This is a genomic window from Parabacteroides timonensis (assembly GCF_900128505.1).
In the GTDB taxonomy this organism is placed as follows: Bacteria; Bacteroidota; Bacteroidia; order Bacteroidales; family Tannerellaceae; genus Parabacteroides; species Parabacteroides timonensis.
In genome coordinates this window covers 2,515,524-2,538,665 of the sequence record NZ_LT669941.1, presented here as the reverse complement: position 1 = coordinate 2,538,665, position 23,142 = coordinate 2,515,524, and the positions used below count along the sequence as shown (strand labels likewise).

At 43.3% G+C, this 23,142-nt stretch carries 21 protein-coding genes; 4 read left to right on the top strand and 17 right to left on the bottom strand.

Annotated elements, in window-relative coordinates:
• Positions 1-400: 400 nt before the first annotated feature.
• The 10 genes from miaA to BQ7394_RS17720 form a co-directional block, all read right to left on the bottom strand.
• Positions 401-1,297 (bottom strand): tRNA (adenosine(37)-N6)-dimethylallyltransferase MiaA, encoded by an 897-nt coding sequence (gene miaA, locus BQ7394_RS17765; protein WP_075558650.1) that lies wholly within the window; start codon positions 1,295-1,297, stop codon positions 401-403.
• A 3-nt stretch (positions 1,298-1,300) separates the two neighbouring features.
• Positions 1,301-1,861, bottom strand: coding sequence for an IS1096 element passenger TnpR family protein (locus tag BQ7394_RS17760; protein WP_075558649.1), 561 nt, complete (start codon positions 1,859-1,861; stop codon positions 1,301-1,303).
• 162 nt (positions 1,862-2,023) lie between these two features.
• A complete protein-coding gene (gene lpxA, locus BQ7394_RS17755) occupies positions 2,024-2,809 on the bottom strand; it encodes an acyl-ACP--UDP-N-acetylglucosamine O-acyltransferase (protein WP_075558648.1) in 786 nt (261 codons plus the stop codon).
• A gap of 12 nt (positions 2,810-2,821) precedes the next feature.
• The gene (locus tag BQ7394_RS17750; protein ID WP_075558647.1) at positions 2,822-4,207 is read right to left on the bottom strand and encodes a bifunctional UDP-3-O-[3-hydroxymyristoyl] N-acetylglucosamine deacetylase/3-hydroxyacyl-ACP dehydratase; all 1,386 of its coding nucleotides are present in this window, start codon (positions 4,205-4,207) and stop codon (positions 2,822-2,824) included.
• A gap of 7 nt (positions 4,208-4,214) precedes the next feature.
• On the bottom strand, positions 4,215-5,255 hold the full coding sequence (gene lpxD / locus BQ7394_RS17745; RefSeq protein WP_075558646.1) for a UDP-3-O-(3-hydroxymyristoyl)glucosamine N-acyltransferase: 1,041 nt from the start codon (positions 5,253-5,255) through the stop codon (positions 4,215-4,217).
• Positions 5,256-5,342: 87 nt separating this feature from the next.
• Entirely contained in the window at positions 5,343-6,185 is an 843-nt protein-coding gene (gene pyrF / locus BQ7394_RS17740; protein WP_075558645.1) for an orotidine-5'-phosphate decarboxylase, read from the bottom strand.
• Between the two features lie 27 nt (positions 6,186-6,212).
• Positions 6,213-7,322 carry a peptide chain release factor 1 gene (gene prfA, locus BQ7394_RS17735; protein ID WP_075558644.1) on the bottom strand — a complete coding sequence of 370 codons (1,110 nt, stop codon included), beginning with the start codon at positions 7,320-7,322 and terminating at the stop codon, positions 6,213-6,215.
• A gap of 8 nt (positions 7,323-7,330) precedes the next feature.
• Entirely contained in the window at positions 7,331-8,497 is a 1,167-nt protein-coding gene (locus BQ7394_RS17730) for an AIR synthase related protein (protein ID WP_075558643.1), read from the bottom strand.
• A gap of 45 nt (positions 8,498-8,542) precedes the next feature.
• Positions 8,543-9,448 (bottom strand): glucosaminidase domain-containing protein, encoded by a 906-nt coding sequence (locus BQ7394_RS17725; RefSeq protein WP_075558642.1) that lies wholly within the window; start codon positions 9,446-9,448, stop codon positions 8,543-8,545.
• 85 nt (positions 9,449-9,533) lie between these two features.
• Positions 9,534-10,265, bottom strand: a complete 732-nt coding sequence (locus BQ7394_RS17720) for a class I SAM-dependent methyltransferase (protein WP_075560102.1) — start codon at positions 10,263-10,265, stop codon at positions 9,534-9,536.
• A gap of 79 nt (positions 10,266-10,344) precedes the next feature.
• On the opposite strand from BQ7394_RS17720, the gene BQ7394_RS17715 reads away from it, so the two are divergent.
• A complete protein-coding gene (locus BQ7394_RS17715) occupies positions 10,345-10,818 on the top strand; it encodes a cytidine deaminase (RefSeq protein ID WP_075558641.1) in 474 nt (157 codons plus the stop codon).
• 115 nt (positions 10,819-10,933) lie between these two features.
• Here BQ7394_RS17715 and BQ7394_RS17710 read toward each other — a convergent pair whose 3' ends face one another.
• From BQ7394_RS17710 to BQ7394_RS17690, 5 genes are all read right to left on the bottom strand, one after another.
• A complete protein-coding gene (locus BQ7394_RS17710; protein ID WP_075558640.1) occupies positions 10,934-12,682 on the bottom strand; it encodes a phospho-sugar mutase in 1,749 nt (582 codons plus the stop codon).
• A gap of 124 nt (positions 12,683-12,806) precedes the next feature.
• Complete coding sequence (locus tag BQ7394_RS17705) at positions 12,807-14,492, bottom strand: M23 family metallopeptidase (protein WP_075558639.1); 1,686 nt, start codon at positions 14,490-14,492, stop codon at positions 12,807-12,809.
• Between the two features lie 13 nt (positions 14,493-14,505).
• A complete protein-coding gene (locus tag BQ7394_RS17700) occupies positions 14,506-15,546 on the bottom strand; it encodes an endonuclease/exonuclease/phosphatase family protein (protein ID WP_075558638.1) in 1,041 nt (346 codons plus the stop codon).
• 12 nt (positions 15,547-15,558) lie between these two features.
• On the bottom strand, positions 15,559-17,058 hold the full coding sequence (locus BQ7394_RS17695) for a hypothetical protein (protein ID WP_075558637.1): 1,500 nt from the start codon (positions 17,056-17,058) through the stop codon (positions 15,559-15,561).
• Between the two features lie 150 nt (positions 17,059-17,208).
• On the bottom strand, positions 17,209-18,666 hold the full coding sequence (locus BQ7394_RS17690; protein ID WP_075558636.1) for an aminoacyl-histidine dipeptidase: 1,458 nt from the start codon (positions 18,664-18,666) through the stop codon (positions 17,209-17,211).
• A gap of 389 nt (positions 18,667-19,055) precedes the next feature.
• Here BQ7394_RS17690 and BQ7394_RS17680 point away from each other — a divergent pair, with 389 nt between their 5' ends.
• Positions 19,056-19,661, top strand: a complete 606-nt coding sequence (locus BQ7394_RS17680) for an OmpH/Skp family outer membrane protein (protein ID WP_075558634.1) — start codon at positions 19,056-19,058, stop codon at positions 19,659-19,661.
• A gap of 168 nt (positions 19,662-19,829) precedes the next feature.
• Here BQ7394_RS17680 and BQ7394_RS17675 read toward each other — a convergent pair whose 3' ends face one another.
• A complete protein-coding gene (locus BQ7394_RS17675; protein WP_075558633.1) occupies positions 19,830-20,156 on the bottom strand; it encodes a hypothetical protein in 327 nt (108 codons plus the stop codon).
• A complete protein-coding gene (locus tag BQ7394_RS17670; RefSeq protein ID WP_075558632.1) occupies positions 20,156-20,461 on the bottom strand; it encodes an FtsB family cell division protein in 306 nt (101 codons plus the stop codon). The genes BQ7394_RS17675 and BQ7394_RS17670 overlap by 1 nt, the downstream gene beginning before the upstream one ends.
• A 70-nt stretch (positions 20,462-20,531) precedes the next feature.
• On the opposite strand from BQ7394_RS17670, the gene BQ7394_RS17665 reads away from it, so the two are divergent.
• A complete protein-coding gene (locus BQ7394_RS17665; protein ID WP_075558631.1) occupies positions 20,532-22,358 on the top strand; it encodes a DNA polymerase III subunit gamma/tau in 1,827 nt (608 codons plus the stop codon).
• Between the two features lie 113 nt (positions 22,359-22,471).
• The gene (locus BQ7394_RS17660) at positions 22,472-23,098 is read left to right on the top strand and encodes a glycine zipper 2TM domain-containing protein (protein ID WP_075558630.1); all 627 of its coding nucleotides are present in this window, start codon (positions 22,472-22,474) and stop codon (positions 23,096-23,098) included.
• The last annotated feature ends 44 nt before the right edge of the window (positions 23,099-23,142 follow it).

Here is a 23,142-nt window from a genome sequence, read left to right as displayed (position 1 = left end):
AATGAATATTTGGTGAAGAATAAGGCTGTAGAGGGCTTTTTTCGAGGTTATAGATAAGGATGTGTTAAAAAACATTCTTGGGTATGTGTATATTTTTTAATAACAAAACATGATTAAATAAATATTTCATATATTTGTCACAAATAAACCATAGTCCATTTAGGACTTATCCCTGAATTATCATTTGTTCACTAAAATATCAATAGAAGATAGGAGTATGAGTTCTATTGTATCTATTATATTGCCTTAAGGCTAGAAGAAGAGTTTCTTTTTATAGCCGTTTTCGCTATTGGTATTTCTGTGTTTATTTAATTAGAAAGGTTGTTTTTTAATCTTAGGTAGGCATATTGAGGTTGTGGATTGTTATGAGTATAAGTTTGTTAGGTATAGATATCAGGTTTTATAGTTGTTTTTTTATAAAATTCATAATCTCTGTTTCCTTTTCCGGATGGAACCATTCGATCTCCGTATCCCGTTTGAACCAAGTCATTTGCTTGCGGGCATAAACACGTGAGTTGCGTCTGATCTTTTCAACTGCGAAGTCTAAAGACCATTCCCCATCAAAATATTTGAATAGTTCTTTGTAGCCGACTGTGTTAAGCGAGTTAAGGTGGCGGTAAGGATACACTTTACGTGCCTCTTCAAGCAGTCCGTCATCCATCATCTGGTCGACCCGGTGGTTGATACGTTCGCATAACTCTTCCCGGTCGCGGGTCAATCCAACTTTAATAATATTGAAAGGACGTACTTTTTTTATATTGGTACGGAAAGAGGAGTAGGGCTTTCCCGTCATCCGACAGATCTCTACGGCATGGATAACCCGTTTGTAGTTCATGCGATCTACTTCATCGTAATGAATCGGATCTGCTTCTTTTAACTCTGCCAGGATAGGTTCCAACCCTTCACGTTCGAACTGGGCGTAGATGGCATCACGTATCTCGGGAGTGACAGTAGGGATATCGTCGATCCCTTTGCATACGGCGTCGATGTACATCATGGAACCTCCGGTCATAACCACTGTCGGAGTTGTCTGGTGAAGTGTATTTAATAAGGAAATAACATCTTCTTCAAAGTTACTGGCACTGTAATAATCGGTCAACTCGAGTGTGCCGACCATGTAATGTTTTACTCTTGCCATTTGCTCCGGGGTAGGAGCGGCAGTACCGATAGGCAGGTCTTTATATAGCTGACGGGAGTCGGATGAGATAATAGGCGAACCGAAGTGCTCTGCTACACGCAGGCTCAGTTCTGTTTTTCCGACTCCTGTCGGCCCTAATAATATGACAAGGGAATTCATTTATTAAAAACGCTCGTCGTCGTATGGATTTTCCATCGGTCCGTCGCCTAAGCCTTCGAAACCACCTTTATCCAGTTCGTCGATGTCGTATTCAGAATCGCCGTAGAAATCTTCGCCGATATCTGTTGTTGTACTTTTGGTATCAAACTCGTCGAAGTCGACCGTTTGTGCGGGAGGAAGACCGATAGACTTGCTGATCATTGCTTTGTCGAGGTCTTTGCCCGGCTCTATTTCACGAAGTTCCATAAAGAAGGCACGTTCGGTCATATAGTCGAAAACGAACATAAGTTTCTGGTGTTCGTCTTCGAGCAATTCTTCCAGACGAGTGTCACCCATTATATAGCTATCCACTTCTGAAGTGGTGTCCATTTCAACCAATGTTATTTCCGTATTCTTGCTCCAGTCGTCGTCACAAATAAAGAAAGAACACATCTGATCTTTTGTGTAACCAACCGAGTCCAGGATGGCGTCGTGGAGATCGAGGAAAGTAGCTTCCGCGTCAATCTTGATCTCGCGTTTGAAGTCATCTACTTCATCTGATAGAATGAGGAATCTAAATACCATAGTCTTTTTAGTTTTTTGTTGGTTCAAAAGTAGTAAAAAATATCAATACCAACATATAACGATATAAAAAAAGCGGCCTGTGGATTCAGTTATATAAAACAAAAGGGCCGTTAACCCCGCAAGGAGTTGACAGCCCTTCAAAATTGTTTATTTTCTTATCGTTTACTCGTCGATGGAACCTCTTACGATACCCCGTTCGGAAGTCTTGATAAAGTTTAAGATCAAGTCTCTTTCTATGCTGGGTACATATTCCGTTTCGATCGCTTTCAGTGCCTCTGTATTGTTCAGCCCGCGAGTATATAAAGTACGATAGATATCCTGGATCAGGAATACCTGTTCGTTGGTGAATCCGCGACGGCGTAAACCGACGATATTGATACCGCAATAAACGATCGGGTCGCGACCGATCAACGTATAAGGAGGAATATCTTTTCCGATACGTGAACCGCCCTGAACCATTACATGCTTGGATATGCGGGTAAACTGGTGAACCAGGCTACCGCCGCTGACAATGGCAAAGTCGTCAATCTCCACTTCTCCGGCTATCTGGGAAGCATTACCGATGATGATATGATCTTTCAGTACACAATCGTGGGCAATATGGGAATATGCCATAATCAGGCAGTCGCTTCCGACTACGGTCTTGCCTTTCGATGCTGTACCACGGTTGATCGTAACACATTCGCGGATAGTAGTATTGTTTCCTACTTCGGCGGTTGTCTGCTCTCCGTTGAACTTCAGGTCTTGTGGAATACCGGCAATTACAGCTCCCGGGAAGATGGAACAATTGTTTCCGATCCTGGCCCCGTCGAGAATGACTGCGTGTGAATAAATGTGACAATTGTCGCCTATTACTACATCCTTTTCAATCACTGCAAAAGGATCTATCGTTACATTCTGGCCGATCTTTGCTTCGGGATGTACGACTGCTAAAGGGGATTGATTCATTGCCTTCTTCTATTATTTATTTTTTATAATCTGAGCCATAAATTCAGCTTCGCATACCAGCTTGTCGCCCACGAAGATATAACCTTTCATCGTAGAGATACCTCGACGGATAGGAGCCAGCAGTTCCAGACGGAGGATCAAAGTATCTCCCGGCACCACTTTCTGGCGGAACTTCACTCCGTCTATCTTCATGAAATAAGTAGAATACCGTTCCGGTTCGTCTACTGAATTCAGAACGAGTAAACCACCTGTCTGAGCCATTGCTTCTACCAGCAATACACCCGGTGTCACTGGTTCCTGGGGGAAGTGTCCGGTAAAGAACGGTTCGTTTGTCGTAATATTTTTTATTCCGACGATGTAATCTCCGCCGATTTCGATGATCTTATCGACCAACAGGAACGGGTAACGGTGAGGAAGCAATTCGCGGATACGGTTAATATCCATGATCGGTTCTGCATTCGGATCGTAAATCGGAGCCTGTACTTCGTTCAGTTTAATATCTTTGCGGATCATACGTGCCAACTGGTTGTTGATCTTATGACCCGGACGGGTAGCGATGATGCGTCCACGGATAGGTTTGCCAATCAGTGCAAGGTCACCCAATACGTCGATCAGTTTATGGCGTGCCGGTTCGTTATCGAATACCAGCGGCTTATTGTTGATATAACCCAGTTCGTGTACGTCTTTATGAGGAATGCCTAATTCGTCTGCCAGTTTGTCGAGTGCATCTTGCGGCATCTTCTGGTCGTAGATTACGATTGCATTGTCGAGGTCGCCCCCTTTGATCAGGTTGTTCTGGCGAAGCATTTCCACTTCGCGAACGAAGACGAATGTACGTGATGCGGCCAGCTCTGTCGGAAATTCGCTCAGGTCGTTCAGTGTAGCGAACTGATTCGACAATACGGGAGAGTCGAAAGAGATCAGTACATTTACACTGAATTTATCGTCCGGAAGAATGATCAGTGAGGAACCGGTTTCTTCGTCTTTTACTTCGATCTTATGTTTTACGATGTAATAGTCTTTCGGTGCATTCTGTTCAACAATCCCGGCTTTTTGGATTTCTTCTGCGAAGAAACGTGAACTACCGTCGAGGATAGGGAATTCGGGTGCATTCACTTCGATCAGGCAGTTATCGATTTCGTAGGCATATAAAGCTGCCATTGCATGTTCAACGGTGCTGATCTGAATGCCGTTTTTAGAGAGAACAGTACCTCTTTGTGTACTGGCTACGTTTTCTGCCAATGCATCAATAACAGGTTGTCCTTCCAGGTCAACACGTTTAATTTTGTAACCATGGTTTTCCGGTGCCGGATTGAATGTTATCTGGATATCCAGTCCGGTATGCAAGCCTTTACCTTGCATCGAGAAACTCTTGGCTAGCGTCTTTTGTTTCTGCATACGTATATTATTTATTGATTTCTTTCTTTAATTGTTCGATCTCGCGCTGTAACTGTCCCATGGTGCGGTACATATCCGGCAGACGGTTGAATATCGCACTCGAGCGCATGAAGTTTTTCGCATCGATGGCAGGAGCCCCTAATACGGTTTTTGCTTCCTTAATATCGCTGATCACACCAGCCTGTGCACCGAATATTACATGGTCGGCAATATGGATGTGTCCTGCCAGACCCACCTGTCCGCCAAACATACAATGGCTGCCGATCTTTACAGAGCCGGCGATACCTACCTGGGCAGCCATTACTGTATTTTCGCCTACTTCCACATTGTGGGCGATCTGAACCAGGTTATCCAGTTTTACACCCCGGCGGATAATGGTTGAACCCATTACTGCACGGTCGATCGTAGTATTGGCTCCGACTTCTACATTGTCTTCCAACACAACGTTTCCTAATTGCGGGATCTTTTTGTAATTATCTCCTTCGGGAGCAAAACCGAAACCGTCCGAACCGATCACAGAACCGGCATGCAGGATACAATTGTCTCCGATTTTACATCCGTTATATATGGTTGTATGAGGATAAAGAAGGCAGTTATCTCCAACGGTAACACCGTCGCCTATATATACGTTAGGAAATATCTGGCAGTTTTTACCCAGCTTTACGTTCTCGCCGATATAAGCGAAATTGCCGACATAGCAATCTTCTCCCAATGTAGCGGAGGCTGCAATAAAGGCAGCCGAAGATACCCCGGCCTTTTTCGGTTTAGACTGTTCTACCAAATTGAGTAACATGGCAAGCGCAGCATAAGCATTTTCAACCTTAATTAAGGTGGCAGTAATTTGTTCAGCCGGAGAAAAGTCGTTATTCACCAGAACAATGCTAGCTTCTGTATTATAGATATAATGTTCGTACTTAGGATTGGCCAGGAATGATAATGTTCCGGGTTGTCCTTCTTCTATTTTTGAGAAGTTGCTGACTCTCACTTCTGGGTTGCCTTCAACGGTTCCGCCAAGAAAGTCCGCTATTTGTTGGGCTGATAACTCCATTACTTATTTTGTTAATTGTATTTGAATTGAGACTGCTCCACTAAGAATAAAGCAGTTTGCAAAAATGGTGAAAATAATTGGGATTGCCTATGCTTTGCAGGGAATAATTCCCTTATCATGCAGATATCCTGCCATTTCACGCTGTACTTCTTCTGCTGCTTTGCGGGCGAACGAAGCAAAATTCTCTGATTTATCAGCATAAATGATCGCACGGGAAGAGTTGACTAACAGGCCACATTCGTCGTTCATACCGTATTGAGCCACTTCGTGAAGGCTGCCTCCCTGTGCTCCGACACCCGGAACCAGCAAAAAATGATTGGGGGCATACTTACGGATATCAAGGAACATTTTTCCCTGCGTAGCACCGACAACATACATCATTTGTTCGTCGGTAGCCCAATCCTGCGACTTCTTCAGTACTTTTTCGAACAGACGTTCGCCGTTGGCATCTTCTGTCATCTGGAAATCCTGTGAACCTTTGTTTGACGTAAGAGCTAACAGGATAACCCATGCTTCCGGGTAGATCAGGAACGGTTTTACGCTGTCTTCACCCATATAAGGAGCCACTGTTACGGCATCTACCTTGATATGATCGAAGAAAGAACGGGCGTACATTTCGGATGTATTACCGATATCACCACGTTTTGCATCGGCAATGATGAACTGGTCCGGATAGTTTTCGCGCAGATAAGTTACTGTCTTTTCGAAAGAAAGCATACCTTTCACACCCAGACTCTCGTAGAATGCCAGGTTCGGTTTGTAAGCTACGCAGTAATCGGCAGTAGCATCGATGATTGCCTTGTTGAAAGCGAAGATCGGGTCTTCTTCAGAAAGTAAATGCTGCGGAATCTTTTTTATATCAGTATCCAATCCGACACAGAGGAAGGATTGTTTCTTTTTGATGTTCTCGAATAATTGTTGCTTGTTCATCTTGTTTCGTGTCAAATAATGAAATTGTTATAATTCTGCTTCTTTCAGGCGTTCTGCATTTTCGGCAACGGTCAGTTGGTCGATGCAAGTTTGTATATCGCCATCCATGAAAGCAGACAGATTGTAAATCGTGTAGTTGATACGATGATCGGTGATACGTCCTTGCGGATAGTTGTATGTACGAATCTTCGCGGATCGGTCGCCCGACGAAACCATTGTCTTACGTTTGTTGGCAATGTCGTCGAGGTATTTCTGATGTTCTTTATCATATATGAAAGAACGCAGGCGTGTAAGGGCCCGTTCTTTATTTTTCGGTTGGTCGCGTGTCTCCGTACATTCGATCAGGATTTCCTCGCTTATGCCGGTGTTCGGATTCTTCCAGACGTATCTTAAACGTACGCCCGATTCGACCTTGTTCACATTCTGGCCGCCGGCACCTCCTGAGCGGAAAGTATCCCACTTAATTTCACCTTCGTTAATTTCAACATCAAACTCGTCTGCTTCGGGGAGTACGGCTACGGTTGCAGCAGATGTATGTACACGTCCCTGGGTTTCGGTTGCAGGTACACGTTGAACGCGATGTACTCCCGACTCATATTTGAGTGTGCCGTACACCTTCTCGCCGCTGACGGTGAAAATGATTTCTTTGTATCCGCCCGACGAGCCTTCGCTGCAACTGGAGAGAGCTATTTTCCAGCCTTTTGTTTCGCAGTATTTTACATACATACGATACAGGTCGCCGGCAAAAAGGGCGGCTTCATCGCCTCCCGTTCCTCCACGTATTTCAACGATCGCGTTTTTGTCGTCTTCCGGATCGCTGGGTACAAGCAACAGCTTGATTTCTTCTTCCAGTTCCGGAACACGTGCGTTACAGGAATCCAACTCTTCGCGGGCAATTTCTTTCATTTCAGGATCTTGCTCCGTATCCAGCATCTGCCGGGCTTCTTTTATCCCGTTTAACGTGTTTACATATTCATTGCGGGTAGTCACGATCTTCTCCAGATCGCGATACTCTTTATTGAGTTTTACAAACCGTTTCATATCGGCAATCACTGCCGGGTCGGTAATCAGTGTTCCGACTTCTTCAAAACGGCTTACCAGTCCGTCTAATCTTCCTAATAAGTTATTTTCAGCCATTTATCAGATTAATATATGAAGCGACCTTTTTCGCTCTCAATAATCAATTCGTTCTTATCCGCCTCTTCCACGAAGCCGACCACCTGTGCATCGATGTTGAAGCTCTTGGCAATGTTGACCACTTCTTCTGCATGTTCGGGCGACAGATAGATTTCCATGCGGTGTCCCATGTTGAACACTTTATACATTTCACTCCAATCGGTGCCGCTCTGTTCCTGTATGATACGGAAAAGAGGAGGAACCGGGAACAGATTATTCTTTGTAACACGCTTGTTTTCTACGAAGTGCATAACCTTAGTCTGTGCTCCGCCGGAGCAATGTACCATTCCGTGGATTTGTGGACGTAGTTTATCCAGTAACATTTTGATTACCGGCGCATACGTGCGGGTAGGGGATAATACCAGTTTACCGGCATCGATACCCAGTTCTTCGATTTTCTCTGTCAGCTTCAGACCGCCGGAATAAACCAACTCGTCAGGAACTGCTGCATCGTAGCTTTCCGGATATTTTTCAGCCAGGTATTTGGCAAATACGTCGTGACGAGCAGAGGTCAAACCGTTGCTGCCTGTTCCGCCGTTATATTCTTTTTCGTAGGTAGCCTGTCCGTAGGAGGCCATGCCGACAATGACGTCGCCACCTTGTATTTTGCTGTTGTCTACAACGTCTGCACGTTTCATACGGCAGGTTACGGTGCTGTCTACAATGATTGTGCGAACCAGATCGCCGACATCGGCTGTTTCACCTCCTGTTGCATAGCAACCGACGCCCATTTCACGCAGTTCGGCCAACAGTTCGTCTGTTCCGTTGATGATGGCGGAGATTACCTCTCCCGGGATCAGCAGTTTATTTCGTCCGATGGTGGATGAAACAAGGATATTATCGACAGCTCCTACGCATAATAGGTCGTCGATGTTCATGATCAGTGCATCCTGTGCAATACCTTTCCACACAGACAGGTCACCGGTTTCTTTCCAGTACATGTAAGCCAGGGATGATTTTGTTCCGGCTCCGTCAGCGTGCATAATGTTGCAGTATTCAGGATCACCGCCTAATATATCGGGGATGATCTTACAAAATGCTTTAGGGAATATTCCCTTATCGATGTTCTTTATTGCATTGTGAACATCTTCTTTTGAAGCGGATACACCGCGCAGGTTGTAACGTTGGTCACTCATTGTTTTTACGTATTTGGCCGCAAAGATACTATTTTTTTATCTTACTTATCTAAGTTTTAATACATCTCCTTCTTCAGGAACGTAATCTTTGTCTTTTTTATTTATCTTATACAGGCTCTTGATTTGTATTCCGTATTTTTGGGAGATGCTGTGCATGGACTCTCCGATTTGTACAACATGGTCGTAATTAGGCTTGTCTGCCTTCTTTTTCTTCTTTTCCAGGTAGACAATATCGCCTTTCTGTAGCGGAAAGTCTTCCGGCACTTCATTGAACTTTTTCAAATCTTTTACAGGAAAGTCCAGATTCTGTGCTATTTGGTCGAAACTGTCGTTCTCTTTAGCATAAACATACAGCAATCCGTAAGTTCTGTAGATCGTATATCTGACTGTCGGGAATTTGAGATTTTTCTTTTCCTTGCGTGTAAGGTTGTGGACTTTTCCGGTATCATAACGGTAAAGTTCATAATCTTCAATTACTTTGATTAATTTGTTCGCGTAAGCACGGTCAGTTGCGTAACCACACTTTTGGAGGCCTCTCGCCCAACCTTTGTAGTCAGTGATTTTAAGGCGAAACAGCGATTCGTAGCGCGAGCGCTTCAGGAATTTGGAGTGGTCTTCATATGAATCTTCCACCCGTTTATATTTACGGAAGCACTCTCCGCGCAGGTCGTCGTCATGATAGACACGTCCGCCACGCCAGTCGGAATGACATTTAATGCCGAAATGATTGTTCGAGCGCCGTGCCAGGTCGCTTTGTCCGGCTCCGGACTCAAGTATTCCCTGTGCCAGGGTGATACTGGCAGGGATCTTGTATTTCTTTTGCTGTTGTATGGCCAGGTCGCTGTATGTTTTTATATACTTTTCGTAGGAAGGGATTTTACGCTGGGTAGCAGCATCTGCGAATACTGTAACAAAAAACAATAGGCAAAAAATTCGTATCATTAATTTCATAAAAAGAGTCCTCTAAAGTATTTATTTTCGCAAAGATAATGAAGCTGGAGATATTTCTCTTCTAAATAATCTATAAAATACTCGTCTATATTCTGCTGATTTTGGCAAGGAAGTCATAATGTTCTCCCTCTTTTATTATCTCCGCTTTGAATCCATTATTGGCTGCGTGCAGGCTGAGCGTTTGAAAATCTATGTATAGCCAGTCGAAGCTGTCGCCTTTGGTGTTTTTGTATTGCATGCGGAAATCTACTTCGCCATAATAATCGTCTTCAGGGTCAATATCGAGGTTGCCGTCTTCATCTTCGAATAAATAGCGTAGGTCGGACGAGTCCATCAAGACGCATCCTCCCGGAGCAAGCAGTCTTTTTATTGTCCGGAAGAATTCCGGCAGGTTGGCTATTTTGCCTATGATTCCCGAACCGTTCATCAGCAACAGGATCGTGTCGAATGAACCGGTGAACTGTTCATTGAAGAAGTTTTGCAATGCGACCTCTTTCACTCCTCTTTTTTGCATCGTCTCTATGGAGAGAGGAGATATATCGATCGCTTTCACCTCTTTACCCATTTCCTGCAAGGCGAGTGAGTGGCATCCGCTACCGGCACCAACATCCAGTATTTTACCCGTACTCATGCGAAGGGCCTCCTGTTCTGTTTCCGGCATTTCCTCAAAACTACGGAACAGTTGTTTTACCGGTATTTCATCTTCATCGAACATAGAAGAGAATACACGAAGTTTTGTCGCTTTTCCGTTCGCGAAATAATCGGCGATTGCCGTGCCCATCGGGTCTTTATCGGGTGTGAGTAGGGGTATTTGCATATCCTGAGATGGATTTATTTGTAATTTATCCGGCAAAGATACAAATTTACTATCTTTGTTTATCTAATATTTTGATTGTATGAAGGAAATCAGACTGGAAACGAAAATAACAGTTTATCCGTTGAACGAAGTTCCGGATGAAGAATTGCCTTTGGTTCATGCCGCGTTGAAAGCGACAGAACAGTCCTATGCACCTTATTCTAAATTTCATGTGGGTGCGGCTGCATTGTTGGCCGACGGAACGATTGTGACGGGAAGTAACCAGGAAAATGCAGCTTATCCATCCGGTTTGTGTGCCGAACGGGTCGCTTTGTTTCATGCCGGACATCGGTATCCGGATATTCCTGTGGTAGCCCTGGCGATTGCTGCGGCAACGGGAGGGAAACAGGTGGAAAGTATTTCTCCCTGTGGCGCTTGCCGCCAGGTTTTGCTGGAAACGGAACAACGATATGACAAATCGGTGAAAGTATTGCTTTGCGGAACTAAAGAGGTAATGGTCGCTCCGAGCGCAGTTTCGCTTTTGCCTCTTTGTTTCGGGAAAGGTAACCTTTAATCCCCTTTTTTCCGGATATGCATGAAAGCCTTGTTTTAGGCAGACCGGTAGAAAACAGAAACGGGACAGAATGTTCAATTTCCTGTCCCGTTTTAATTATAATTCAGCTATCCGGTTAGATTCCTAAGGAAGCTTTGATCTGATTGATCTTTTCTTCGGCAGCTTTTTCTGCTTCCGGCAGATCTTCCAGGCTCTTTACTTTTGAATGAACTTCACAGTAGAATTTAATTTTCGGTTCTGTTCCTGAAGGACGGATAGATACTTTTGTATTGTCTTCAGTGAAATATTGCAGAACGTTGGAAGTTGTCGGCATATCCAAAGTGATTGTTTCTTTGTCGATATAGCTGTAGCCTTTCAGGGAAGCATAATCGTAGAACAAAGATACTTTTGAACCTGCAATTTCCTGTAATGGGTTTTCGCGGAAGTTCTTCATCATTGCTTCGATTTCTTCTGCACCGCTCTTGCCTTTCTTTACGACAGAAATACCTTTTTCTTTTGAGAAACCGTATTGTACGTAGATGTTCTGCAGCAACTGGAACATTGTGATGCCCTGGTCTTTTGCCCATGCAGCAATTTCAGCCAGGATAGCACATGCAGAAACTGCATCTTTATCGCGAACGAAATCTTCGCAAAGGAAACCGTAGCTTTCTTCACCACCACCGATATAGTTTTTCTTGCCTTCGTTTTTCTTCATTACATCGGCAATCCATTTGAAACCGGTATAAACATCGTATAATTCAACGCCGTTGCGTTCAGCGATCGTACGGATCAGTTCTGTTGTAACGATTGTCTTTACGATATATTCTTTGCCGTTTACCTTACCCAGTTCTTTCCAACGGGTAATCAGATAATAAACGAACATCAAAGCAGTCTGGTTACCGTTCAACAACACCCATTCGCCTTCATTGTTCTTAACGGCAGCACCTACGCGGTCAGCATCCGGGTCGGAAGCCAGTACCAGGTCGGCATCTGTTTCTTTTGCTTTCTCAACAGCCATTGCCAAAGCAGCCGGCTCTTCCGGGTTGGGAGAGATAACAGTTGGGAAATCGCCGCTTACAACATCTTGTTCGGGAACATGGATAACATTTGTAAATCCGAATGCTTTCAGTGTATCAGGAATGATACGTACGCCTGTTCCGTGGATCGGAGTGTAAACGATCTTCATATCGTGGTGACGTTTGATAGCTTCCGGTGAAAGGGAGATTGTTGTCAAAGCGTCGATATACAGATTGTCAATTTCTTTACCGATGATTTCGATCAGCTCCTTATTGCCTTTGAACTTGATGTCGCTGGCATTACGGATCTTGTTTACTTCGGCAATCGTGTTACGGTCGTGCGGTGCAATCATCTGTGCGCCATCGTCCCAGTAAGCCTTGTAACCGTTGTATTCTTTCGGATTGTGGGAGGCTGTCAGGATAATACCACTCTGGCATCCCAGTTTACGGATGGCAAAAGACATTTCCGGAGTCGGACGAAGATCTTCAAACATGTATACTTTGATACCGTTAGCAGAGAAGATATCTGCCGAGATTTCAGCAAACTTACGGCTGTTGTTACGGCAGTCATGGCCGATAACGACTTTGATCTGGTCAAGTCCTGAAAATTCTTTTTTCAGGTAGTTTGACAATCCTTGTGTAGCAGCACCTACTGTATAAATATTCATACGGTTGGTTCCTACACCCATAATACCTCTTAAACCTCCGGTTCCGAATTCAAGATCTTTGTAAAACGATTCGATCAGATCGGTCGGGTCTTCGTTGTCCAATAAAGCCTGAACCTGCGCTTTTGTTTCGGCATCATAACTTTTAGTAAGCCAGCTTTGCGCTTTGCTTCTTACCATTTCTAGCAGTTCGTTGTTTTCCATACCCAAATATCTTGCATTTATTATATATGTTATTTCCTAATTTATCGAGAAAACAAAGATACAAATTAATTGATTTAAACAATGGCTCGCGTCCTTATTTTCAAGAAAAAAGAAAAGATCTTTTTTACCATGTAAACGGATATGTATAAGATGTTTGATTTCCACAGGCATCTGTTACGACCAGTTTTAATGTATGTTTTCCTCTTGTCAGTCGCTCCTTATCGAACTGATAAGTGATGACAGATTTGTTATTCATTTCAAAAAGAACGAATTGTCCGTCTATTTCACCTCGATATGTCTGTACACCGCTCAGGTTATCCGACAGTCGGAATGAGATCGCTTGTTTACTAACCCATGTAGCCGGGTTGAGTGGTGTAACGGTTGGAGGGATAAGGTCTTGCCCGAGTGTATAGGTGCCCATTTCTTTGATATCAGCATCTATCCATCCATTACGGTAAACGCCTCCTGTCCATGACCGGCGTCCGTTTTGTATACGTACGATACCGTATTGTTGTTTATTTTCAAGCGTATCGCTCTGTAAGCGTAAGGAAAGTTTAGCCGATTTATGCAAGGCAACCGGTTTGTTATGCAGTGTATGTGTAGCTCCGAGAGCGGTGCTGTCTTCTTTTACAGAATAACGGAAATACAAGTCGTCGTAGAGGTTTCCCTTGGGGATGGTCAGGCGAATACCTTTGGCCCCGAAACGGTTATCGCTCCACCAATGGAACAATTCCGTATTGTCGGTGTCGATTTCCGGAATGGGTTGCTCTTTTCCTTCTATCCGGATGGATAGTTGTGTCGAATTACCGAAAGTGTCTGCCACCCGGTAGGTGAGGTGATAAGTGCGCGGTTCGTCGATCGTCAGTATTCCTCGTTTGATGCTTTCGATAAAACGAAGGCGGTTGCCCGGATCGACAAAACTCTTTATATAGAATGAACGGTGTTCTTTCCATTCTTCGAAATCGGTAAAGCTGTTCAGGTAACGGGTTTCATCGAAAGCGAAACGATTTAAGTCACTTCGATAGATAACCTGACTGTCGACTGTCAGTGTGATATCTTTAATACCGTATATATTGCTGGTGTTATCCATGTAATCGTATCCTTTTATTGCAAGGCCGATTTCTCCCCAGGCTTCGATTTTTCCTGTCAGTGTAGGTTTGCCGTTTTTGGGTGTCACGGGTTTGAGTTCCAGTTTTCGGGTGCTACCGTTTACTACCCCTTTGCCAAGCATGGGATAAATCATAATCCCCTGTATTTGCGGAGGGCGGGTGTCTTCTATCAGGTCTTTGTAGTATTCGATAGGATCCATCGGTTCTTCTGTTTCTGTGTCGCGCACTTCGAAATGAAGATGCGGCCCTCCGGAGCTTCCGGTGTTCCCACTCAGGGCTACGATTTCTCCTTCTTTTACCGGCAATTCGTCCGGAGTCAGCGTCAGGTTTACATTAAAGCTTTCCTGTTCGTATTGTTTTTCCTTGAGGTAAGCTGCTATTTTAGAGGAAAATTTCTGTAAATGTCCGTAGACGGTCGTTGTTCCATTGGGGTGAGTGATGTATAACCCATTTCCATATCCCCACGGACTGACAGAAATGCGTGAAACATATCCGTCTTGTACGGAGTGGATCGGCTTCCCTTCCACACCCTGTGTTTTAAAATCTATTCCGGAATGAAAATGGTTGCTTCTCAGTTCTCCAAAGTTTCCACTTAAAAGAATAGGGATGTCCAACGGTTTTCGAAATTCTTGCGCGTTCGCAGTAGCGGATGTAATTCCGGCTAAAAGGCAGATTCCTGCCAGTATATGATGTATTTGCATATCCTCATTTAATTCAATCTTCGGTAGGCAAAGATAGTAAAAAGTCAGTAATAAGGGGTAAATGATCGCTATAGCCGCCTTCATATTTGAAACCGTAATATGTGCGTGCGGGACGTTTACCATGCCAGGTTTTATCTTTGGTGAAGAGGAAATCGGGTGCAAATATGCGTATGCTTTCGGGGATGATATGCATTCGTGAGTCTTTATTAATAAGATTGCCCGATACAATGATCTGGTCCAGTTGACTCCATTCTCCCTGATATTTGTGTGTTCCGGGGAAGTTTAATGTGTGTGGATTTGCAAAAAGATTATAAAGGGTGGATGTCTCAGCTTTTGTGCAGACAGACATAGCCCCCAATACCTCGGTGATACTGGCGTTTTCCGGTGTGTCGTTGAAATCTCCCATAATAAGTAACTGAGGTGTTGTGCGTATCTGTATCAGAGAGTCGCAAAGGTGTCGTAAGGTGCGGGCGGCATCGAAACGATCAGCTTCGCTTTCCTTTTCTCCTCCGTAGCGGGAGGGTAGGTGACAGACGAATACATCCAGAGTATCTGAGGTCAGGACCTTTCCCCAGACGTGGAGGATATTGCGGGTATATTTATGTCGTTTGCGGGTGAAAACGACCGGTTGTTCTTCATGTCCTATGTATTTGAACTTATCCTGCTGGTAAAGGAGTGCCGTATTAATGCCCCTGATGTCGGAGCCATGTGTCATACAATAGCGATACTGTTGCAGTTTGAGGGGTGTTCGTTTGAGCAGGTGGATCAATACAGAGTCATTTTCTACTTCACAGAGTCCGACTAAAGCGGGCGTGTTCCATTCTCCGACGGCACTGATTACTTTAGCTATCTGCTGGAGTTTATGGTAATAACGTCCGCGTGTCCAATGGCGGTTGCCGGTTGGGAGAAAATCATTGTCGTTCTTATTCGGATTGTCTTCGGTATCGAACAGATTCTCGACGTTATAACTCATTACTCTGAAATCTAGCTGGGCTTCGATTGGCAGCGTAATGAATGATAAAACGTAAATAATGATAGTTAAGGTTTTGATCATATCTAATTGTTTTTATTTGTCTTCTTCTTCCTTGGGGACATATTCATAAGCTCCGATATCCGGTCCATCGTTTGTCAGACGGTTAACGCCGTTGCGGTCGATAGGATACTTCTGTGTTATAAAGAGGTCTGCCTTACCAACACCCGGCGTTGTCTCCTTGTCGGGACGGAAATCATACATATATTTATTTTTTTCACCGCCGGTCATTCTGTATTCCATCTTGTTTGTATCTTTCTCCGTGATAAAGATGACATCTGGAAACTTGTCGTCTTTTATCTCCTGCAGTTTGATCACACAGTGATTAAACTGATAGTTCAATTTACCATTCAGCGGAGTGGCTTTAAGGTTGATAACCAGTTCTCCGTTCGTCAGGTCTTTAGCTGCAGAATGATTACCATCGATTATACAGTTGTCAAAATAGGCTTGTTCCAGATTGTAGGAGATAGCTTTTGTATCCGCATCTTCATCCTTTATAGTTAATGTACCGCCGGTTCGCTGTTTTAAAGTCATGTAATTGGCTATCGTACAATGTGTGAAATTGTATTTTCCTCCTGCCAATAACACCACATCTGCTGTTGCATTCGTAAATTCACTGTTTGTAGCTTCTATATTACAGTTGATTGCTTTGAATGCAAAGCCATCCATATTGGTGATCTGTGAATTGTTGATCTTCAGTTTGGAATTTTCCGGATCGGATGCTTCACACAAAATACCATTGTTCCCGTTGCGCACTATTACATTATTAAATACATTACCAAAACTTTCCGGTTTAAAGGTAATGCCTTCCCATTGTCCCGGTGTGCGGTCGTAGGGTAATAGATCGTTCAAAATGAAATCAAGGCGATCGCCACGGAATGTGATTGGTTTTTCGATTGTTCCGTTGGCTATAATTGTTCCTTTGGAGATTATTTTTGCTTTGTCGTGCATGTAGAAAGTCGCTCCTTCTTCAATATCGACAGTTACACCATCGTCGATCGTCAGGCTGTCATATATAAGGTAAGGACGTTCAGCCGTCAGTTTGGTATCTTCTGTCAGTATTTTTCCTCCCTTTATCAAATGAACATCTTGTCCGCATGCTTCCAGCAGAACAGATTGTTTTATTCCGTTGAAGAAGAAAACGATCGAATCCTGGACTAATAACGGCTGGTCTTTTCCGTTGGGGTTGACTGTCACTTCTACAAAAATGTACATACTATCTTTTGCAGCTACTCTAACATTATCGAAGTTGTCTCCTTTACGGCCATCTACATTAATTCGGAATCCACTGGTGGCTGGTGATGCTTGTAATACTTTCTCGATGTTTAGTGGTTGGTCGTTTCTGTTGTAAACCATGAATTGTTTCGTTGCTGAACCAATAGTCGTGAATACGGTATCGAATGATAAAGTATCTGTCGAGAAACTCAACCGGTGGTTCGGATTGGTCGAATAATTTTCGTCCAGCCCGTCGCATCCAGCCAACAGGTTGAGTAATATGGTACATACTATGAGCAACGACGCGGTAATTTTTTTCATTTTCTCTGAATGTTAAAATATATGCCTTTGTGTTCTTGTTTCTCAATAAACAAAATATTTATAAAGAAAGTTTTCAGGCATTAACATAAAAAAAGAGGAAAAACACGGTCAAAGTGTTAATCCTCTTTCTATAACGTGAAATATTAAAGTTTATTTTGCCGGGATGCTTTTTAATAATTCCAAAAGGTGATCCCACCATAAACCAACGGTCTTAATTTCGATCCGTTCGTTCGGAGAGTGAACATCTCTTAATGTCGGTCCAAAAGAAATCATATCCAGGTTAGGATATTTTTCGAGGAACAGTCCGCACTCCAATCCGGCATGGATTGCCATGATCTTAGCATCTTTATTAAACAAACGTTTGTAAGTCTCCTGTGCTACTTTCAGAATTTTGGAATCCGGATTTGGAGCCCATCCCGGATAACCGTCACCATGAGTGACCTGGGCATCTGCCAGCAAGAAAGTGGAGGCTACCTGGTTTGCAACAGCTATTTTACATGATTCGATAGAGCTACGCTGGCTAGTTCCTACGACGATCGTATTGCCTTCTTTCATCTTGACAGATGCCAGGTTGGTAGATGTTTCTACCAGGCCTTCGATATCGTGGCTCATGCCGATCACGCCGTGCGGGCAAGCATGCAGCGCGTAGATCAGTTTTTTGGTCGTTTCGTTGTCGATACGTGTTTCCGGTTGATCGGCCGATTCCATAACCAACTGTACGTTGGGATCGACATGTTTCAGTTCGTTTTCGATGTCTGCTGCAAAATGGTTCAGCATAACACGTACCTTTTCTTTATCTTCCGGATACAATCCGATAACGGCGTGTGCTTCGCGAGCGATGGCGTTACGCAGGTTTCCACCATCAATAGAGCATAATGTAAAGTCGAACTGTTGTTGCAACAGGAATAGGAAGCGAACCAGGATCTTATTGGCATTACCCAAACCTTTGTGGATTTCACCGCCTGAGTGTCCACCGTTCAGACCTTTTACATCGATACGGAAGTATTGCAGGTTAGGAGAGGTTGCGAGCGGTTCGTAATGGAACACAGCCTGTGTGTCTTTTCCACCGGCGCAGCCCATAAAAATTTCACCCTCGTCTTCGCTATCCAGGTTCAGCAGGATTTCGCCTGTCATAAATCCTTTTTCAAGGGCTTTGGCTCCTGTCAGACCGGTTTCTTCATCTACAGTGAACAGGCATTCGATTGGACCGTGTTCGATATCATCGGAAGCCAAAATAGCCAGTTCGGCTGCTACACCGATACCATTGTCGGCCCCCAAAGTGGTTCCGTTTGCACGTAGCCAGTCGCCATCTACAATCGTTTCGATTGGATCGTTGTCGAAATCATGGACTGTTCCATTGTTTTTCTCGCAAACCATATCCATATGCGATTGAAGCACGACAATCGGGAGCTTTTCTTTTCCGGGCGTTGCAGGCTTCGACATCAGAATATTTCCGGCTGCATCTTTTTTTATAGCGATTTTATACTCTTTTGCGAACGATTCCAGATATTGGATCATTTTGCCTTCCTTCTTTGAAGGGCGGGGCACTTGTGTTACCTGGTGGAAGAACTTCCAAACGATTTCAGGCTTTAAGTCAGTAATCTTCATAATGTTACAATATATTATAGTTGTTACTATATAGTTAATAATGTGATCGTTTTCTGAGTTGTGTATGAAAAAAAGTAGAATTAAATACCAAAAAGATACTTTATAATCACTTAAACTCTTATATTTGCGTCCACAAATATAGAGAAAATGCTTACAACGATATTGCTTACGGTCATAATTCTTGTTATTTGTGTTGTGTTACTAGCTGTAAAAGTGATATTCAAGAAGGGGGGAAGATTCCCGAATACACATGTCGGAGGTAACAGAGCACTGGGTAAAAAAGGTATACATTGTGCTAAAACACAAGATCGTGAACAAGCGAAGCAAAAGAATCTGTATGATAGAGTAAAAGAAATAGAAGAATAAAATAAGGATTTAATTTACACTTTATGAAGAACATTAACTACGTAATTAATGGTGTGCTCGCGGTGGCTGTCGTGATATTGTTCGTTATGCAATTCTCCGACAAGAAAGAATCAACAGTTACAAAAACATTTGCATCTGGAGAAGGTGATTCCATAAACTTACTTCCTATCGCTTATGTCAATGTCGATTCACTTTTACTTAATTATAACTACTTCAAGGATCTGAATGAACAGCTCTTGAAAAAAGAAGAAAATTCACGTGCTAATGTTACCCAACAAGCACGTAACCTGCAAACCGAAGTACAGGAATTCTATCGTAAAGTGGAAAATAATGCATTCCTTACCCGTGAAAGAGCTCAGCAGGAACAAGAACGTTTGATGAAGAAAGAACAGGAGTTAAAAGATCTGGATGCAAAATTATCACAGGATTTGCTGATGGAACGTCAGAAGCTGAATGAACAACTTCGCGACACTGTAGTTTCTAAATTGAAAGTATATAATAAAGAAAAAGGATATCAGGTAATTTTCAGTAATACAGCTGAAGACAATATTTTATTAGCCGGCGACTCATACGATATCACAGGTGAGTTGATCGATTTATTAAATAAGAGTTATTCAACCGGAAAGTAAGTAAAAAATAAAATGTGATACAGAGAAGCTGTTGCAGTATTGTAACAGCTTTTTTTATGTGCTTACCTGAAATTCCCCATACATAAGGGGGGGGATCCCCACGGTTGTGGGATAAATTCCCCACAAGGGAAAATATTGTGGGGAAATTATGGAGAAAAAGTTGGAGATTTATTTCTTTTTTCCGGATACGAATGATGAGTAAAGTAACAGGACGGCGGCAATCGTCAGGCAGATCACCCATTCTTTCATATCTTTGAACATTAGTCCGGAGGCACAGATCATCAGGACAGAGGCGATTATGTTGAAACGATGAAGACGGCGTTCACGAAACTCCATCTCTTTGGTTGGCAATGTCAGGAAACAGACCGCCATGCCTGCAGCTCCTACTGCAAACATATAGGGAGCCAGAAACCACTTGGACAGGAACAGGATTGCACCTGCCAGTATCAGTAGACCGGCAATAATAAAAATGATTGTTCTTGCTTTTTGATTCATTATTTCTTTTTGATGATATAGACATCTTCGTTCGGCTTCTTCATGAAATACTCTTCACGTGCGAAGCGTTCCAGACCTTCTTTGTCGGTATGAAGGTCATTCAGTTTCTTACTGTTTATCTCAATCTCTTTCTGGTAATGTTTGATTTCTCTTTCCAGGCTACGGATCTTTTCGTCGTACGTATAACGTTTGTACAAGTTGCTGTCGCCCACTGTGAAAGTAAGGATCAAGAATCCGATGACAACCAGCCAGTAGGCGTTTATCCGGGAAAGATACTTGTTATAAAAGTCTTTTATGCGTGACATGGAACTTCGTTTTCGCAAAGATAAATGAATTATTTTGTATATCTTTGTGTTGTCAAAAAAAAAGCAAAGAATGGACAATTATATTGTATCGGCAAGAAAATACCGCCCCTCTACTTTCCGTAGTGTCGTAGGGCAGAAGTCTCTTACCACTACACTGAAAAATGCAATACAAAGTAACAAGCTCGCTCATGCCTATCTGTTTTGCGGACCACGTGGTGTCGGGAAAACTTCGTGTGCGCGAATCTTTGCAAAGACGATTAACTGTCTGAATCCAACGGCCGACGGAGAGGCTTGCAACGAATGTGAATCGTGCCAGGCTTTCAATGAACAACGTTCCTATAATATACATGAGCTGGATGCTGCATCGAATAACTCGGTAGATGATATTCGTTCACTGATCGACCAGGTGCGTATTCCGCCTGCTATCGGTAAATATAAGGTATTCATCATCGATGAGGTGCACATGTTGAGTTCGGCCGCTTTCAATGCGTTCCTGAAAACATTAGAAGAACCACCTCATCATGCCTTGTTTATCCTGGCTACTACCGAGAAACATAAAGTGCTGCCGACTATCCTGTCGCGTTGCCAGATATATGATTTCTCTCGTATCTCGATAGCCGATATGGTAGAACATCTGGAATATGTCGCCTCCCGTGAGAATGTGACTGCTGAGCCGGAAGCGCTGAATGTAATTGCTCAAAAAGCCGATGGAGGAATGCGTGACGCCTTGTCTATTTTCGATCAGGTAGTCAGCTTTACTAACGGAAATATAACCTACCAGGCTGTTATCGATAATCTGAATGTACTTGATTATGAGTATTATTTCCGTCTGACGGATGCTATTTTATCTGGAAATGTGCGCTCATCTATACTGATATTGAATGAAATATTAAGTAAAGGGTTCGACGGACAAAATATAATTACCGGTCTGGCTGCTCATTTTCGTGACCTGTTAGTGTGCAAAGATGAGGCTACGCTGATCTTATTTGAGGTGGGAGCTTCCATTCGTGAGCGTTATAAGGAGATGGCAAAACGTTGTCCGGATCAGTTGTTGTTTAAGGCAATCGAACTGGCTAATACCTGTGATTTGAATTATCGTGCCAGTCGGAATAAACGTTTGTTGCTGGAACTAACGCTTATTCAACTATGCCAGCTTAGTAATGTCGGACAAGCTGTTGAAGATAAAAAAAAAGGAGTAATTGAACCTCTCGTTTCAGGAGCCCCCGGACAACCTGTTTCTCAGGGCGTTCAGCCAATGGGGCAAGGGCAGCCGATCCGTCAGTCGGGTCAACCCGGACAAGCAGGTAGCCATATACCCCAACAACCTGCTGGTATAAACAGCAATAACGGGCAGGTGATAACGACCAATATGCCTTCATCAGCAACAAATATTCCACAAGGACCTCCGGATTCTTCTCCTAAAAAAACATTTCGCCCTCCCCATTTAGGAACTTCCCTGAAAGAGATTGGGGTGGAAAAACCGAAGAATCAAATGACCCAACAGGATTCCCGAACTGTGCAGGAAATGGTAAACTCTTTCTCAGAAGAGGATCTGGTTCGGTGTTGGGATGCTTATGCCGCAAGCGGAGTGATTGATAAGAAGGTGTATCTGAAGAATACGATGATAAACTGTAAGCCTGTTTTACAGGAAAATTACTTCTTTGAAGTTGGAGTGCATAATCCGGGACAGCAGGATGAGTTGAGTAACGGATGTGTCGATCTGCTCAATTATTTGCGTGTGCAACTTAAAAATACACGAATCCAGATGCGTATTCGTATCATTGAAACAAATGAGAAACATTTGGCCTACACATCCTCAGAAAAGTTTGAACATCTGTTGAGTGTCAATCCGGTTCTGGGAAAACTGAAAGATGAATTTAACCTGACGCTGGATTGATGCCGGTTGCAGCTAAAGCAGCGTTTTCAGTTTAGACGAATATTATACGTTTTTGATCAGATATTACTCGTTAAATAGTTGTATTTTAGCGGATAATAAAATGGCTTGTTAATATGAGAATGAAGAATTGGTTCCTGTTTCTGATGATTCCCGTATTTGGCACGGGATGTGCAACGATGGATCCGACATCGCGAACGATCGTAGGGTCACAGGTTGGAATGCTGGCCGGAACGGTTGCCGGAGGTGTAATCGGACATGCGGCCGGTGGCTATCGTGGAGAAGCGATCGGGTCGTTTGTAGGTTCGGTCGGGGGAACCGTTTTGGGGGCAACTGCAGCTTCTTCGCAGAATCAGCGCAATAGAAATACAACCAATGCCAGGGTATACCAACTTCCATACATAGTTATAGAAGATATTTATCTGGAAGACCGGAATAATAACCAGATCGTGGATGCAGGAGAAACTTGCCGTATTTCGTTTATTCTTTCGAATGAGGGTAAACAGACTGCTTACAATCTAGAACCTATTATTAAAGTGGAGAAAGGTGGTAAGTATGTGAAGCTGTCCAATCCGGTTACGATCGGTCAGTTGCAACCTGGCAAACGGATGAGTTACACTGTCACTTTGCATGCTTCACCGAAATTGAAAGCCGGAGAAATTAGTCTTTCTGTCCGGCTGAAATCCTCAGATGGTTATCTGACAGATAAAGAGACTTTTACGTTGCCTACTGGAAGATATTAAGCATTTAATTCTTCATCGTATGGTAATATGATCGAAAAACAACT